Raw genomic sequence first — 14,078 nt, forward strand, 5'->3', positions numbered from 1 at the left:
CCCGGAGGTCCTTTTGTGACAAGGGTTTGGGCGATGGATTCGGATGAATCTGGACTGACAAGGAGGAGGGTTCTGGCGGAAGCGGTGAGATTCGAACTCACGGACAGTTTCCCGTCGCCGGTTTTCAAGACCGGTGCCTTAAACCGCTCGGCCACGCTTCCACACGAGGCGGCATTGTAACCGAAATGCCGCCTCGCTCATGCCTTCAATCGTCGCGCAGGAACAATTCCTGCAGGTCGTTGAGGAAACGCTGGCCGAGCGGCGTCGGCGCGATCTGCGTGAAATCGCGCGTGATCAGCCCGCGTCGCTCCGCTTCCTTCAGCGCCGGCTCGATCGTGCTCATCGGCAGGCCCGTGCGTTCGGCGAAGCTGTGCACCGGGAAACCCTCGACGAGCCGCAGCGTGTTCAGCATGAACTCGAACGGCAGGTCGCGCGCACCGACTTCACGCTCTTCCTGCACGGCGTTGCCGGCCTTCGCCTGCTCGATGAAGGTGGCCGGATGCTTGTGGCGCGCCTGCCGCAGGATCCGGTTCGGGAACGACAGCTTCGTGTGTGCGCCCGCACCGATCCCGAGATAGTCGCCGAAACGCCAGTAGTTCAGGTTGTGCTTGCACTGATGATTCGGCTTCGCATACGCGGACACTTCGTAGCGCCCGTAGCCGGCTTCGGCCGTGCGCGCATGAATCCATTCCTGCATGTCGGCCGACGCGTCGTCGTCGGGGACGACCGGCGGGAACTTCGCGAACAGCGTATTCGGCTCGAGCGTCAGGTGGTACAGCGACAGATGCGGCGGCGCGAACGACAGCGCGGTCTCGATGTCGGTGCGGCATTCGTCGAGCGTCTGGTTCGGCAGCGCGAACATCAGGTCGAGGTTGAAGTTGTCGAAGTTCTTCGCGGCGATCTCGACGGCCGCGCGCGCCTGCGCGGTGTCGTGAATCCGGCCGAGCGCCTTCAGGTGCGTTTCGTTGAAGCTCTGGATGCCGACCGACAGGCGGTTCACGCCGCTCGCGCGGAACTGCGCGAACTTCGCGGCTTCGAACGTGCCCGGATTCGCCTCGAGCGTGATCTCGGCGTCGGCGTCGAGCGGCAGCAGCGCGCGCACGTCGGACAGCATCCGGTCGAGGCCGGCCGCCGACAGCAGGCTCGGCGTGCCGCCGCCGATGAACACGGTATGCACCTGCCGCCCCCAGACGAGCGGCAGCGCCTGCTCGAGATCGGCACGCAGCGCGTCGAGGTACTCGGTTTCCGGAAACCGTTCGCCTTTCCATTCGTGCGAGTTGAAATCGCAGTACGGGCACTTGCGCACGCACCACGGGAAATGCACGTACAGCGCGAGCGGCGGCAGCGACGTGAGCCGTACCTGGCCGGGCGACGTGAAGGTCGCGACGACGCGCGCGCCGGTTTCCGCAGCCTGGCTCATGCACCCCCCTGCAGCGAACGGGTATCGGGCACGCTCATGCTTCCTCCGCGAGCCGCGCCAGCAGCGCCTTCAGCGCCAGCGCGCGATGGCTGTGCGTGTTCTTCACGGCCGGATCGAGTTCCGCGGCCGTCGCGCCGAGCGCCGGCAGGTAGAAATACGGGTCGTAGCCGAATCCGTGCTCGCCGCGCGGCGTGTCGACGATCTCGCCGGCCCAGCGGCCTTCGGCGAACAGCGGTTCGGGATCGTCCACGTGGCGCACCAACGCGAGCACGCAGCAATAGTATGCGCGCCGGTCGTCGACGCCGCGCAGCTGCTCGACGAGATACGCGTTGTTCGCCGCGTCGCCCTTGTCGCGGCCCGCGCGCTGCGCGTAGCGCGCCGAATAGACGCCCGGCGCGCCGCGCAGCACGCGCACGCACAGGCCCGAATCGTCGGCGATCGCCGGCAGCCCGGTGAGGCGCGACGCGTGACGCGCCTTCGTCAGCGCGTTCTCGATGAACGTGCCGAACGGCTCTTCCGCTTCGGGCACGGCGAGGTCGCCCTGCGGGACGATCTCGATGCCGACCGTCGAGAACAGCGCGGTGAATTCGCGCAGCTTGCCGGGATTGTTCGACGCGAGAACGATGCGCGACAGCGGCGCGAGGGTGCGATCGTCAGGCATGGTCGGCGCCCAGGACATCCTTCTGCAGCTGCACGAGCGCGGCGATCCCGCCCTGCGCGAGGTCGAGCAGCGCGTTCATCTCGGCGCGCGAGAACGGCACGCCTTCGGCCGTGCCCTGGACTTCGACGAAACCGCCGGCGCCCGTCATCACGACGTTCATGTCGGTGTCGCACTGCGAATCTTCCGCGTAATCGAGGTCGAGCACCGGCGCGCCTTCGTACACGCCGACCGAGATCGCGGCGACGTGGTCGGTGATCGGCGAGCGCGCGAGCTTGCCGGCCGCGATCAGCTTCGACACGGCGTCGTGGGCGGCGACGAAGGCGCCGGTGATGCTCGCCGTACGCGTGCCGCCGTCGGCCTGGATCACGTCGCAGTCGATGTGGATCGTGCGCGGGCCGAGCGCCTCGAGATCGAACACCGCGCGCAGCGCGCGGCCGATCAGGCGCTGAATTTCCTGCGTGCGGCCCGTCTGCTTGCCGCGCGCGGCTTCACGGTCGCTGCGCGTGTGCGTCGCGCGGGGCAGCATCCCGTATTCGGCGGTCAGCCAGCCTTGCCCGCGGTCGCGCAGGAAGTCGGGCACGCGTTCGGAGACGCTCGCGGTGCAGAGCACCTTGGTGTCGCCGAATTCGACCAGGACCGAGCCTTCGGCGTGTTTCGTGTAGTGGCGCGTGAGGGCGACCTTGCGCAGTTCGTCGGCGCGGCGGCCGCTCGGGCGGGAAACGGAAGACGTCATGGGGAAATCGCGGAAGGAGAGGAAACCCCGATTTTAGCGCCGAACGGCGGGCGTGCCCGGCGGGGTGGTCCGCAAAAATGGGATAATGCGCGCTTCCCGCCCCGCGCTTTCCGATGCGCCGGGCGCCTCGACATATCCCTGCCCGCGAGGGCACCCAGACGGCGAGACGAACCATGATCTACAGCATGACGGGCTACGCGAACGCGACGCGCGAACTCGCAACGGCCACCGGCAACGGCGGCACCAGCGTGTCGGTCGAACTGCGCACCGTGAACTCGCGCTTCCTCGACCTCAATTTCCGGATGCCGGACGACGTGCGCGCGTGCGAACCCGCGCTGCGCGAAATGCTGATGAACAAGCTGTCGCGCGGCAAGGTCGACGTGCGCATCAACCTGCAGCGCGGCGAACAGAGCATCGGCGCGGGCGCGCTGAACCAGTCGGCGCTCGGCCAGCTTGCCGATCTCGAGCGCGCGGTGCTCGACTCGTTCCCGGGCGTCGGCCGCCTGCGCGCGGGCGAAATCCTGCGCTGGCCGGGCGTGCTGGCCGAGAGCGGCGTGTCGGCGGAAACGATCCGCGATGCGGTGCTCGCGTGCGGCAAGGAAGCGATCGGCGAGCTCGTCGTCGTGCGTTCGCGCGAAGGCGCGCAACTGGCGGCGATGCTGCTGTCGAACGTCACCGAGATGGAAGCGATCGTCGCGCGCATCACGCCGCTCGTGCCGGAGCTGATCGCGAAGCATCAGCAGAAGATCGTCGAACGGCTGCAGGAAGCGCTCGGCATTGCAGCGCCCGAAGGCAGCGCGGCGATCGTCACGCGCGAGGAAGCCGCGGAACGCATTCGTCAGGAAGTGACGATGTACGGGATCCGGATCGACATCGCGGAAGAACTGTCGCGTCTCACCGCGCACCTGAACGAAACGCGTCACGTGATCGAGAAGGGCGGCCGCGTCGGCAAGCGTCTCGACTTCATGATGCAGGAACTGAATCGAGAAGCAAACACGCTCGGCTCGAAGGCGGCGGCGAAGGAGCTGGCCGACGCATCGATGGCGCTCAAGCTGTTGATCGAGCAGATGCGAGAGCAAGTGCAAAACCTGGAGTAAAGCATCATGACCGAATCCACCCGCGACGGCCACGCGTCGCATTCGCTGCACGGCGGCGTCTATCCCGGCAACCTGTTCATGGTCGTCGCGCCGTCGGGCGCCGGCAAGTCGACGCTCGTGAATGCGCTGCTGTCGAAGGACAGCGACATCTGCCTGTCGATTTCGTACACGACGCGCAAGCCGCGCCCGGGCGAACAGGACGGCCAGCACTATCACTTCACGACCGTCGACGATTTCCGCACGCGTCACGCGGCGCACGAATTCCTCGAGAGCGCGGAAGTGCACGGCAACTATTACGGCACGTCGCGCGTCTGGATCGAAGAGCAGATGAAGAACGGCCACGACGTGCTGCTCGAAATCGACTGGCAGGGCGCACTGCAGGTGAAGAAGCAGTTCCGCAACGCGGTCGGCATCTTCATCCTGCCGCCGTCGCTCGATGCGCTCGAGGAACGTCTGAAGAAGCGCGGCCAGGACGAGCCGAACGTGATCACGCGGCGCCTGCTGGCTGCCGGCAGCGAGATCGCGCACGCGTCGGAAGCGGAATACGTGGTGATCAACGAGAATTTCGAGCGTGCGCTCGCAGAGCTCGAATGCATCGTCGCGGCGACGCGCCTGCGCTTCGCTTCGCAGTACGCGCGACACACCGAGCTGTTCATCGAGCTCGGCATCCATCTGCCCCACGCGGAATGACGCGGGGGCCGAGGGACATAAGGTAGAATAACGACTATATTCAGAAGGAATTACCAACATGGCTCGCATTACCGTCGAAGACTGCCTGAAGCAAATCCCGAACCGCTTCGAACTGGCGCTCGCCGCCACCTACCGCGCGCGGCAGCTCGCGCAAGGCCATACGCCGAAGATCGAAAGCCGCGACAAGCCGACCGTCGTCGCGCTGCGCGAAATCGCTGCCGGCCAGGTCGGCGTCGAGATGCTGAAGAAGGTGCCGGTGTAACGCGCATCCGGCCCGTTCCAGCCATGTAATCCACGCGCGCAACGACTCGACCTGGAGGCGAATATGAGCACCACCCCATCGTCCGCCTCCGCGGATTCGACCACCGAAGCCACGGCCCAGTCGCCTGCGCGCCAGTACATCGACGCGGTCCTCGAACAGTCCTTTCGGCATCTGTTCGGGCCGACCGCCACTCCGGAGCAGCCGCGCAAGCACGGCGTCGTTTCGATCGCGAAACTGACGACCGTACTTGCCGAGTATCTCGCCCCGGACGAAATCAAAGAGGTCAAGGCGGCGTTCCACTTCAGTGACGAAGCCCACCTCGGTCAATATCGCCAGAGCGGCGAGCCCTACATCACCCATCCCGTCGCCGTCGCGGAAATCTGCGCCGGCTGGAAGCTCGACGCGCAGGCCGTGATGGCCGCGTTGCTGCACGACGTGATGGAAGACCAGGGCGTGACCAAGAACGAGCTGGCCGAGCGGTTCGGCCCGAAGGTCGCCGAACTGGTCGACGGCCTGTCCAAGCTCGACAAGATGGAATTCCGCAGTCGCGAGGAAGCGCAGGCGGAAAACTTCCGCAAGATGCTGCTCGCGATGGCACGCGACGTGCGCGTCATTCTCGTCAAGCTCGCCGACCGCCTGCACAACATGCGCACGCTCGGCGCGGTGCCGATGGAAAAGCGCCGCCGCGTCGCGCGCGAGACGCTCGACATCTACGCGCCGATCGCGCACCGGCTCGGGTTGAACAACACGTATCGCGAGCTGCAGGACATGAGCTTCGCGAACTTCAACCCGCATCGCTACGCGACGCTCGAGAAGGCCGTGAAGGCCGCGCGCGGCAACCGCCGCGAAGTGATCAGCAAGATCCTCGAGGCCGCGCAGCGCGCGATGGCCGACGCGAAGATCGACGCCGAAATCACCGGCCGCGAGAAGACCATCTACAGCGTCTATCGCAAGATGCGCGACAAGCAGCTGTCGTTCTCGCAGGTGCTCGACGTGTACGGTTTCCGCGTTGTCGTCGACAGCCCGCTCGACTGCTACACGTGCATCGGCGCATTGCACGCGCTGTACAAGCCGGTGCCCGGCAAGTTCAAAGACTACATCGCGATCCCGAAGATCAACGGCTATCAGTCGCTGCACACCACGCTCGTCGGCCCGTTCGGCGCGCCGATCGAGTTCCAGGTGCGCACGCGCAAGATGCACGAGATCGCCGAGGCGGGAGTCGCCGCGCACTGGCTGTACAAGAACGGCAGCGCGGATCTCAGTGACGTGCAAAAGCGCGCGCACCAGTGGCTGAAATCGCTGCTCGACATCCAGAGCGAAGCCGGCGATTCGAGCGAATTCCTCGAGCACGTGAAGATCGACCTGTTCCCCGACGCGGTCTACGTGTTCACGCCGAAGTCGAAGATCATGGCGCTGCCGCGCGGCGCGACGGCGCTCGATTTCGCGTATTCGATCCACAGCGATCTCGGCAACCAGTGCGTGGCTGTGAAGATCAACAACGAGCTGCTGCCGCTGCGCACCGAGCTGAAGAGCGGCGACATCGTCGAGGTGATCACCGCGCCGTATTCGAAGCCGAACCCCGCATGGCTCGGCTTCGTGCGGACCGGCAAGGCCCGTTCGGCGATCCGCCATTACCTGAAGACGATGCGCCTGAACGAGTCGGTGCAGCTGGGCGAGCGGCTCGTCGACCAGAGCCTGAAGGGCTATGGCCTCGCGCTGGCCGACGTCGAGCCGGAAGTGTGGGAGAAGCTCGTGCAGTGGACGGGCAACAAGAGCCGTCAGGAAATCTTCGCGGATATCGGCCTCGGCCGCCGCGTGGCCGCGGTGATGGCCAAGCGCATCGAGGTGTTGATGAGCGGCCGCGACGCGGACGACGATCTGCCGAAGTCCGAGCGGCATCCCGCGCATCATGCGCCGCCGGTCGTGATTACCGGCACCGAAGGGATGTCCGTGCAGTTGTCGGCATGCTGCCGGCCGATCCCGGGCGACGCGATCATGGGCTACATCGGCATCGGCCTGGGCATGGCGATTCATACGACCGATTGCCGTGTCGCGCAGCGTATCCATCGCCGCGATCCGGGCCGCTGGATCGACGTCGAATGGGCGCCGCAACCGGGCCGCCTGTTCGATGTCGCGGTGAAGGCGCTCGTGAAGAACACGAAGGGCATCTTCGCACGCGTCGCGGCGGACATCACGTCGGCCGACGCGAACATCGTGCATATCGCAATGGACGAGGATCTGACGCACGAATCGACGGTGCTGCGCTTCGTGATCCAGGTCAGCGACCGCGTGCATCTCGCGAACGTGATGCGGCGCGTGAGAACCAATCCGGACGTGATGCGGATCATGCGCGAGCGCTCGACCGACGACGGCGCGCATGCGCGCCACGACGGCGGCATGCGTATCGAGCGCGAGCGGCAGGATTATTGACGCCGCGCGCGAGCGGGCGATCGATCGACGGCGGCCAGTGGCCGCCGTTTTCATTGGCGCCGTGCAACGAGTGTGCGCCGCCGCCGGGGCGGTGCGATGGTGCGAGCGAGGGAGGGGGGAGTGGAAAAGAAAAAGGGCTTTCCCGGAGGAAAGCCCTTTTAAGGTGGCGCGGCTGGCAGGATTCGAACCCACGACCCCTTGGTTCGTAGCCAAGTACTCTATCCAACTGAGCTACAGCCGCACGCAAAACGGTACTGCTTCAACTGTCGGAACCTTCTGCGATGGGAAGATCCCCAAAAAAGTGGCGCGGCTGGCAGGATTCGAACCCACGACCCCTTGGTTCGTAGCCAAGTACTCTATCCAACTGAGCTACAGCCGCACGCAAAAACAAGACTTCTACTGCTTCGAACTGAAAGGGCCTTCGATTCGGAAGGCCCTCGAAAAAAGTGGCGCGGCTGGCAGGATTCGAACCCACGACCCCTTGGTTCGTAGCCAAGTACTCTATCCAACTGAGCTACAGCCGCACGCAGAAGCGGAAGTATAGCAGGGTTGTATAAAAAGGGAAGCCTTATTCGCGAATTAGGTGCCATGACCTTGCCGGGGCGCCCTTCGTGTACCCTTGGAGCATCAGTCATCCATGTTGAATCCGCATCATGAACAAGGCGTTTGTCAAAGAGTCGGACGGCGACGACGACGATCTCGACCAGGCTCAACCCGCGATTCCGGCGGGCTCGAAGAACTACATTACGCCGGCCGGTCACAAGCGGCTGCGCGACGAGCTGCTGAACCTGATCGACGTCGAGCGTCCCGAGGTCGTGCGGCTCGTGTCGTGGGCCGCGTCGAATGGCGACCGGTCGGAGAACGGCGACTACATCTACGGCAAGCGGCGGCTGCGCGAGATCGATCGCCGCATCCGCTTCCTGACGAAGCGGCTCGATCTCGCCGAAGTCGTCGACGCGAGCCGGCAGGAGAATGTCGACCAGGTGTTCTTCGGCGCAACGGTCGATTACGAGACGCCGGACGGCGAGGATCACACGGTGACGATCGTCGGCATCGACGAGGTCGATCTCGACCGCGGCTGCGTCAGCTGGATTTCGCCGGTCGCCCGCGCGCTGATCAAGGCAAGGATCGGCGATACCGTCACGCTGATGACGCCGGCCGGCCCGCAGCCGATCGGCATCCTCGACGTTCGGTATCCGGCGCGGAGCGACGCCTGAGCGACGGCCGGCCCGGTGGTGCGGTAAAGAAAAAGCGCCCCGGTGGGGCGCTTTTTTTCTTCCGGCGTACGGTGGTGTTGCCGATTGCTCAGAAGCGATGACGCAGGCCGGCCGTGACCGCGATCTGCTTGTTGGTCGACGACGCGCCACCGAGGCCATTGACATAGGCGCCGATGCCCAGGCCGTCCGTGCTGACGCGCTGATACACGCCTTGCACGTACACGTCGGTCCGCTTGGACAGCGCGTAGTCGGTCTGCAGGTTGAACTGATTCCAGCCCGGATGACGGCCGTCCAGGAAGCCCGCGGTGTACGTGTACGACCCGGCCAGCGACAAGGCCGGCGTGAGCGCGTAGCGTGCGTTCACTTCGTAGTTGTTGAAGCGGGCAAACGTGCCGTCGAGACCCAGGCCGCTCGACACGCCCGAGGCACCCGCAGAGATGCCGAGCGCCCGGTTCACGCGCGATTGCGTGAACACGAAGCCGGCCGTTGCCGGGCCGAACGTGTAGTTCAGGCCGCCGCCGAACACGCGCTGACGCTTGCCGACGAACGTGTTGTCGCCTGCCACCGCGCCGCCGCTGTTGGTGACCGCAGCCGACGTGAGGCCCGAAATGTCATTGTTCAACTGCAGGTAGCCGGCGCCGATATTGAAGCCGGCGTAGGTGTACGACACGCCCGCGCTGTATGCGCGATTGTTCGAGAACTGGTTGCTGTTCGAGAAGCCGTACAACGCGCCGAACTTCAGGCCGCCGTAATTGACGCTCGTATACTTGACGGCGTTATTGATCCGGAACGAATTGTTCAGGTTGTCGTTATCGAACGGGTGGGCAAACTGGGTGCCGCCAAATTGGGTACCGGTCAGCGACAGCGGCCCGATGTAGTCGACGACGCTATCGTACTGGCGACCGAGGGTCACGGCGCCGAGCTGGTCGTGCGACAGGCCGACGAACGCCTGGCGGCCGAATTCGCGGCCATTCTGGCCGAGCGTGCCATTGGCGATGTTGAAGCCGTTTTCCAACACGAAGATCGCTTTCAGGCCGCCGCCGAGATCTTCCGTGCCGCGCAGGCCCCAGCGGCTGCCGTTGATCTGGCCACTGCGTTCCGACCACGAGCTGTGGCCGCCCTGGTTGTTGGTGTAGGTGATGCCGGCGTCGATCAGGCCGTACAGCGTGACGCTGCTTTGAGCATGTGCTGCGGTAACGATTACACCCGACAACGCGGTGAAGATCAGGGTTTTTTTCATGGATCTGTCTCCAAACAGGATGATATCGATCGAACCTGCGGTGGACTGGCCGTGTTTTGCTTGACGCTGCAGCCGGTCCGGCAGAACGGCGGTGCGCTTATCGGAAAGCCATCTGCAGTGTACGGAGTGCGCGGAGTGGGGACGGTTCGCGCTTTAAGCAATAATGTATTTTGGAATCCGCAAAGATCGAAAAAATCGCGCAAACGATTGCCTGTCAAGGCTTTGCGGCAGTGCAGCGGAAGAATGGGGCGATCAGGACTACGTAACGGGCGTTGCGCGATTGCGACAGGTGGTCAGCAGCAGGCAGGGGTGCCCCTAGCGCGATTATTGACACATCGGCAATAGAGGTTTGTGTGGAGCATGGATAATGAAAGGTTGTTCTCTCGCTATACTGCGATCTCTGCTTTCCGAAGCAGACTTTTTCGTTGACGGAAAAGATCTCCAAACCTTTGTCGGCGCGACTTCCCAGTCGCGCTTTTTTTTGCCCCGCTTTCCGTGCGCTATTGCGTGTACGAGCGCCGCTTGCGCTTGGCCGCAGGCGCGGCTTCCTCTGCTTCGACCGGCGGCGGCGTGTAGGTCCAGTCTTCCATCACGTAGTGACGGGCATCCAGGGGCGATGCGAGCAGGTTCTGCCAATGATCGCCGTGCCACGTCGTATCGAATTCGCTGTCGCACGGCGCCTCGCGAGCGGACTCGGTCAGGGCGCGGGACTTGCGGCGTACGCGTCCGAAGCGGCTCGCGAAGCGCTTGATTCCGTCCAGCCACATGACCTTCTCCTTCCTTTCGGCGTTGAGTCAGCATCGCAATGTCCCCGGGTTTCCGCAACCCGGAAAAAACCCGATGAATTTACCGGGTTGATTTGTCCCCGGTAGGAATTTCATACCTGCGATTATTGACAATCTGATCCCGGTAATATTGACAGGTTTTTCAGGTGAATCAATTAATCAAAGGCGATGGTGTACCGATTCCAGTGGTATTAGCGTCCTTTTGATAAAACTATCGTTAAAAATTTTCTTGACGCACCCGGATTGTCCAATTTATAAAGTCACCACTCCGTCCTCGGGCGGCGTGCTGGTGCGGGTGCTGGCGCAATGTTTCGGGATTTCGGGAAACGGCTATAAAAATAGCTTTTTTGATCTAATCGAGTGGGGAACGAAGACATGGATACCGGTATCGTGAAATGGTTTAACGATGCTAAAGGTTTTGGTTTTATTACGTCGGACAATGGTGGTGAAGATTTGTTTGCGCACTTTTCCGAAATCCGCATGGACGGCTTCAAGACGCTGAAGGAAAACCAGCGTGTTTCGTTCGACGTCAAAGTCGGGCCGAAAGGCAAGCAGGCAGCGAATATCCAGGCCGTCTGACGCGCCACGCATTGCCGATCACGTCTGGCCCCCGCATGGCGGGGGCTTTTCGTTTTTCGGGGACAGTACATTCGGGCCTGGGCTGGCCGCGGGCATGCATGCCGGTGCATACTCACGGAAGCATCGTTTCCCTGTCTTTTCATGTCCGATTCCCGTCCGTCCGATCCCGCGAGCGAACAGCCGCTCGTTTTCGTCGACCTTGAAACCACCGGCGGCTCGTCCGCCGAACATCGCATCACCGAAATCGGCGTCGTCGAAATCGGGCCGCTCGGCGTGTCGACGTGGACCAGCCTCGTCAATCCGGGGCAGGCGATTCCGCCGTTCATCCAGCAACTGACGGGCATATCGGATGCGATGGTGCGCGACGCACCGACGTTCGCGTCACTCGCTCCGGCGCTGTTCGAGCGGCTCGACGGCAAGCTGTTCGTCGCACACAACGCGAGTTTCGACCGCGGTTTCCTGCGCACCGAATTCGAGCGCGCGGGCTTCGCGTTCAATCCCGATGTGCTGTGTACGGTGCGGCTGTCGCGCGCGTTGTTTCCGCGCGAATCGCGGCACGGGCTCGATGCGTTGATCGAACGGCATGGGCTCGTTCCGGCCGCGCGCCACCGGGCACTGGCGGACGCCGACCTGCTCTGGCAGTTCTGGCGTCAGCTGCACGACATCGTGCCGCTCGAGCGGCTGCGCGACCAGATTGCGTTGACGACGCGTCACTTCCGCCTGGGCGGGGAACTGACCGAAGCGTGGCTCGATACCGCGCCGGCGGGATGCGGCGCGTACGCGCTGTTCGGAGAAGGGGATGCTGCGCTGTATGTCGGCCGCAGCGTGCGCGTGCGGCAGCGGCTGCGCGCGCTGCTGACCGGCGAGCGCCGCTCGTCGAAGGAAATGCGGCTGGCGCAGCAGGTGCGGCGCGTCGAATGGCGCGAGACCGGCAACGAGCTGGGGGCGATGCTCGCCGAAGCGCAATGGATTGCCCAACTGCGCCCGTCGTACAACCGGCGCCCGGCGGCCGATGCCGCTCGCGCGGGCGGCGCGCCCTGGCCGTTCGAAGGCGCTGTCGCGTTCGAGGCGCACGGCGAGCGCCGTCTGTTTCATGTGATCGACGGCTGGCGTTATCTCGGCGCGGCGGAATCGCTCGATGCGGCCGCGCGGCTCGTGGCCGACGGAGCAGCCGGCGCGTTCGAACCCTTTACCCACCGTTTGCTGCAGACGCATCTCGCGCGTGGTCTGCAAGTGATTCCGCTCACGGCGCTCACGCCGGCGGACTGAGCGCCGGCATCATCCACGCCGCGTCGCGTCAGCCGATCGCGCTGGCGCCGCCGCCGGAGCAGACGTGTGACAGCGCGGTATCGAGTGCCTGCGACTGTGTGGAATCGTAGCGCGTGAGCGTCTTCCAGTTCGCGATGCTGCGCGCGAGCCGCGCCTGGCAATCGGGCGCATCGCGAAGCGGCGCGACCCGTGCGAGACCCGTGAGCATTTTCTGCGTCAGACGGTCGAGTGCCGGCCGCGTGCTGGTCGCGAGATCGGGCGGCGTGCCTTCCGGCGGCTGCGTCGCGCGCCAGGTCGCGAACAGGGCGTTCTGCACGTCCTTGCTTGCCGTGATCTGATCCTCGAAGAACGTGCGCGCGAACGCGGGATCGACGCCGGCCTGTCCTGCGCGCTTTTCGACTGCGGTGAGCAGCGCTGCTTCGCGCGGCTGATCCTCGATCGCCTTGTGATTTGCCCATTTCCATCGTGCGACCGGCTCGGCGAGCGCGAGGCGCTGCGACGCGAGCGCAACGATGTTGGTGAGGGCGGTGTCGTCGCCGTCTGCGCGGGCGATATGCGGAGACGCAAGGAGGGCGACGCCGAGCGCGGCGACAGCGAGGCTGGCACGAATGGCTTGCTTCATCGGAACGATCGGGAGAGCCGGGCGGGCCGGACGTGGAAAACCAGAAGGATAGACGAAGACAGTCGCGCGGCGTAGCGTCGCGACAGGAGAATCAGCAGGCGAGCTGATCCGGCACCGTCAGGCTGTTGCAGCCCGGGTGCGAGGCGAATTGCGCGCGATGCGCAGGGATGAACCGCACGATAGCGATGATCGACACGTGGCGGTTACAGATCCGAACTGTCGTTCACTTCGGCGAGTACAGCTTGTGCTGCTCGTCGAAGAATGCCCGAACGTGTTCGGGCAATTCGGCGAGGAATTCCACGCCGACGGGTTCCGGATCCGGGCTCATCACTTGCTCGGGCGGTGGCATGCGAGTTGGTCTTTCGTCCATGATCGTTTCTCCAGCAGGTTCAATGATTATCAACCTCGCGCTTGGATTTATGCCAGTGGCGAATCGTTAGATTTTGTCTCTGTTGTATTAACGGCACATGCGCTGCGATGCGAGGTGTGATGGCCGCTATTGCATCCTGCGCAGTCGGCAGCGAACGGGTCGCTTGCTATACTTGCGCGCACTTTTTCCTGGACCGCGATGAGACGAACGACGCGATGGATCGGCCTCGTATGGCTGGCGCTGGTACTGAACGTACTGTCGCCCGTCGTCGGCTACGCGCGTCTTGCGTCGAGCGGCTCCGGCGCGCTCACGCTCGAATTGTGCAGTGCGGCAGGTGCGCGCCAGGTCGTGCTCGCGCAAGCGGGCGGCGACGCGGGCACGTCGTCGTTCGACCATGCCGGCGTGCCGCACTGCGTGTACTGTCCCGGCTTTGCGGCGAACCTCGCGCTCGGCACGAGCCTGCCCGAGATGCCGGGCTTCGTGCGGACGTTCGCCTATCGCGTGGCCGCACCGGCCGTTCCCGATTTTCCCCGCAAGGGCATCCGTCTCGCGCAGCCGCGCGCCCCGCCTGAAAACGCCCCGATCTGATTGATGTCGTCCGCGCGCCCCGGTGGCGTGCGAGCCGCCCGCGGCCGGGTCCGCGTGTCGCGCCGTGCGTGCGCGGTGCGCGCCCGTGTCCGGCGGCGTCCGATCACGTTTTCAG

The 14,078-nt window shown here is 64.4% G+C and carries 15 protein-coding genes and 4 tRNA genes; 8 read left to right on the forward strand and 11 right to left on the reverse strand.

Translation table 11 applies throughout. From position 1 onward, the window contains the following. Nucleotides 1-73: 73 nt before the first annotated feature. The 4 genes from ACWMMN_RS04955 to rph form a co-directional block, all read right to left on the reverse strand. Nucleotides 74-161: transfer RNA gene (locus ACWMMN_RS04955), tRNA-Ser, on the reverse strand. Nucleotides 162-205: 44 nt separating this feature from the next. Next, entirely contained in the window at nt 206-1,420 is a 1,215-nt protein-coding gene (hemW, locus tag ACWMMN_RS04960; RefSeq protein WP_059235584.1) for a radical SAM family heme chaperone HemW, read from the reverse strand. A gap of 34 nt (nt 1,421-1,454) precedes the next feature. Next, entirely contained in the window at nt 1,455-2,081 is a 627-nt protein-coding gene (rdgB, locus tag ACWMMN_RS04965; protein ID WP_059236860.1) for an RdgB/HAM1 family non-canonical purine NTP pyrophosphatase, read from the reverse strand. Continuing rightward, entirely contained in the window at nt 2,074-2,814 is a 741-nt protein-coding gene (gene rph / locus ACWMMN_RS04970) for a ribonuclease PH (RefSeq protein WP_059235582.1), read from the reverse strand. The genes rdgB and rph overlap by 8 nt, the downstream gene beginning before the upstream one ends. 173 nt (nt 2,815-2,987) lie before the next feature. Between rph and ACWMMN_RS04975 the strand changes: the two genes are divergently transcribed. The 4 genes from ACWMMN_RS04975 (at nt 2,988) to ACWMMN_RS04990 (ending at nt 7,293) form a co-directional block, all read left to right on the forward strand. Continuing rightward, a complete protein-coding gene (locus ACWMMN_RS04975; RefSeq protein ID WP_174994328.1) occupies nt 2,988-3,911 on the forward strand; it encodes a YicC/YloC family endoribonuclease in 924 nt (307 codons plus the stop codon). A gap of 6 nt (nt 3,912-3,917) precedes the next feature. After that, entirely contained in the window at nt 3,918-4,601 is a 684-nt protein-coding gene (gene gmk / locus ACWMMN_RS04980) for a guanylate kinase (protein WP_059235577.1), read from the forward strand. 58 nt (nt 4,602-4,659) lie between these two features. Beyond that, complete coding sequence (gene rpoZ, locus ACWMMN_RS04985) at nt 4,660-4,863, forward strand: DNA-directed RNA polymerase subunit omega (protein WP_006025620.1); 204 nt, start codon at nt 4,660-4,662, stop codon at nt 4,861-4,863. A 63-nt stretch (nt 4,864-4,926) separates the two neighbouring features. Continuing rightward, nucleotides 4,927-7,293, forward strand: coding sequence for a RelA/SpoT family protein (locus tag ACWMMN_RS04990; protein WP_059235575.1), 2,367 nt, complete (start codon nt 4,927-4,929; stop codon nt 7,291-7,293). A gap of 164 nt (nt 7,294-7,457) precedes the next feature. Here ACWMMN_RS04990 and ACWMMN_RS04995 read toward each other — a convergent pair. From ACWMMN_RS04995 to ACWMMN_RS05005, 3 genes are all read right to left on the reverse strand, one after another. Beyond that, nucleotides 7,458-7,534: transfer RNA gene (locus tag ACWMMN_RS04995), tRNA-Arg, on the reverse strand. A gap of 61 nt (nt 7,535-7,595) precedes the next feature. Beyond that, a tRNA-Arg gene (locus ACWMMN_RS05000) sits at nt 7,596-7,672 on the reverse strand. Between the two features lie 68 nt (nt 7,673-7,740). Continuing rightward, nucleotides 7,741-7,817, reverse strand: a tRNA-Arg gene (locus tag ACWMMN_RS05005). Between the two features lie 129 nt (nt 7,818-7,946). Here ACWMMN_RS05005 and greB point away from each other — a divergent pair. After that, the gene (greB, locus tag ACWMMN_RS05010) at nt 7,947-8,510 is read left to right on the forward strand and encodes a transcription elongation factor GreB (protein WP_486423057.1); all 564 of its coding nucleotides are present in this window, start codon (nt 7,947-7,949) and stop codon (nt 8,508-8,510) included. Nucleotides 8,511-8,598: 88 nt separating this feature from the next. Here greB and ACWMMN_RS05015 read toward each other — a convergent pair whose 3' ends face one another. Both ACWMMN_RS05015 and ACWMMN_RS05020 read right to left on the reverse strand, forming a co-directional pair. Beyond that, nucleotides 8,599-9,750, reverse strand: coding sequence for a porin (locus tag ACWMMN_RS05015; protein WP_059235572.1), 1,152 nt, complete (start codon nt 9,748-9,750; stop codon nt 8,599-8,601). A gap of 500 nt (nt 9,751-10,250) precedes the next feature. Continuing rightward, entirely contained in the window at nt 10,251-10,517 is a 267-nt protein-coding gene (locus ACWMMN_RS05020) for a hypothetical protein (protein ID WP_256085677.1), read from the reverse strand. Nucleotides 10,518-10,910: 393 nt separating this feature from the next. On the opposite strand from ACWMMN_RS05020, the gene ACWMMN_RS05025 reads away from it, so the two are divergent. Both ACWMMN_RS05025 and ACWMMN_RS05030 read left to right on the forward strand, forming a co-directional pair. After that, nucleotides 10,911-11,114: a cold-shock protein gene (locus ACWMMN_RS05025; protein ID WP_006476615.1), complete on the forward strand. Its 204-nt coding sequence runs from the start codon at nt 10,911-10,913 to the stop codon at nt 11,112-11,114. A 141-nt stretch (nt 11,115-11,255) separates the two neighbouring features. Then, nucleotides 11,256-12,383 carry an exonuclease domain-containing protein gene (locus ACWMMN_RS05030; RefSeq protein ID WP_174993452.1) on the forward strand — a complete coding sequence of 376 codons (1,128 nt, stop codon included), beginning with the start codon at nt 11,256-11,258 and terminating at the stop codon, nt 12,381-12,383. 28 nt (nt 12,384-12,411) lie between these two features. On the opposite strand, the gene ACWMMN_RS05035 is transcribed toward ACWMMN_RS05030, so the two are convergent. Further along, nucleotides 12,412-13,005, reverse strand: a complete 594-nt coding sequence (locus ACWMMN_RS05035; protein ID WP_174993453.1) for a chorismate mutase — start codon at nt 13,003-13,005, stop codon at nt 12,412-12,414. 223 nt (nt 13,006-13,228) lie between these two features. After that, the gene (locus tag ACWMMN_RS05040) at nt 13,229-13,375 is read right to left on the reverse strand and encodes a hypothetical protein (protein ID WP_009690993.1); all 147 of its coding nucleotides are present in this window, start codon (nt 13,373-13,375) and stop codon (nt 13,229-13,231) included. Between the two features lie 198 nt (nt 13,376-13,573). Here ACWMMN_RS05040 and ACWMMN_RS05045 point away from each other — a divergent pair, with 198 nt between their 5' ends. After that, nucleotides 13,574-13,963 carry a DUF2946 domain-containing protein gene (locus ACWMMN_RS05045; RefSeq protein WP_059235564.1) on the forward strand — a complete coding sequence of 130 codons (390 nt, stop codon included), beginning with the start codon at nt 13,574-13,576 and terminating at the stop codon, nt 13,961-13,963. The last annotated feature ends 115 nt before the right edge of the window (nt 13,964-14,078 follow it).

The sequence above is a fragment of the Burkholderia cepacia complex sp. TUM26381 genome, from assembly GCF_057439935.1.

Excerpts from the sequence above, each read along its gene's own strand:
- greB (WP_486423057.1), top strand. The coding sequence starts at position 7,947 with ATGAACAAGGCGTTTGTCAAAGAGTCGGACGGCGACGACGACGATCTC.
- ACWMMN_RS05035 (WP_174993453.1), bottom strand. The coding sequence starts at position 13,005 with ATGAAGCAAGCCATTCGTGCCAGCCTCGCTGTCGCCGCGCTCGGCGTC.
- ACWMMN_RS04990 (WP_059235575.1), top strand. The coding sequence starts at position 4,927 with ATGAGCACCACCCCATCGTCCGCCTCCGCGGATTCGACCACCGAAGCC.
- rpoZ (WP_006025620.1), top strand. The coding sequence starts at position 4,660 with ATGGCTCGCATTACCGTCGAAGACTGCCTGAAGCAAATCCCGAACCGC.
- ACWMMN_RS05020 (WP_256085677.1), bottom strand. The coding sequence starts at position 10,517 with ATGTGGCTGGACGGAATCAAGCGCTTCGCGAGCCGCTTCGGACGCGTA.
- gmk (WP_059235577.1), top strand. The coding sequence starts at position 3,918 with ATGACCGAATCCACCCGCGACGGCCACGCGTCGCATTCGCTGCACGGC.
- ACWMMN_RS04975 (WP_174994328.1), top strand. The coding sequence starts at position 2,988 with ATGATCTACAGCATGACGGGCTACGCGAACGCGACGCGCGAACTCGCA.
- ACWMMN_RS05045 (WP_059235564.1), top strand. The coding sequence starts at position 13,574 with ATGAGACGAACGACGCGATGGATCGGCCTCGTATGGCTGGCGCTGGTA.
- ACWMMN_RS05030 (WP_174993452.1), top strand. The coding sequence starts at position 11,256 with ATGTCCGATTCCCGTCCGTCCGATCCCGCGAGCGAACAGCCGCTCGTT.
- rph (WP_059235582.1), bottom strand. The coding sequence starts at position 2,814 with ATGACGTCTTCCGTTTCCCGCCCGAGCGGCCGCCGCGCCGACGAACTG.
- ACWMMN_RS05015 (WP_059235572.1), bottom strand. The coding sequence starts at position 9,750 with ATGAAAAAAACCCTGATCTTCACCGCGTTGTCGGGTGTAATCGTTACC.
- ACWMMN_RS05025 (WP_006476615.1), top strand. The coding sequence starts at position 10,911 with ATGGATACCGGTATCGTGAAATGGTTTAACGATGCTAAAGGTTTTGGT.
- rdgB (WP_059236860.1), bottom strand. The coding sequence starts at position 2,081 with ATGCCTGACGATCGCACCCTCGCGCCGCTGTCGCGCATCGTTCTCGCG.
- hemW (WP_059235584.1), bottom strand. The coding sequence starts at position 1,420 with ATGAGCCAGGCTGCGGAAACCGGCGCGCGCGTCGTCGCGACCTTCACG.
- ACWMMN_RS05040 (WP_009690993.1), bottom strand. The coding sequence starts at position 13,375 with ATGGACGAAAGACCAACTCGCATGCCACCGCCCGAGCAAGTGATGAGC.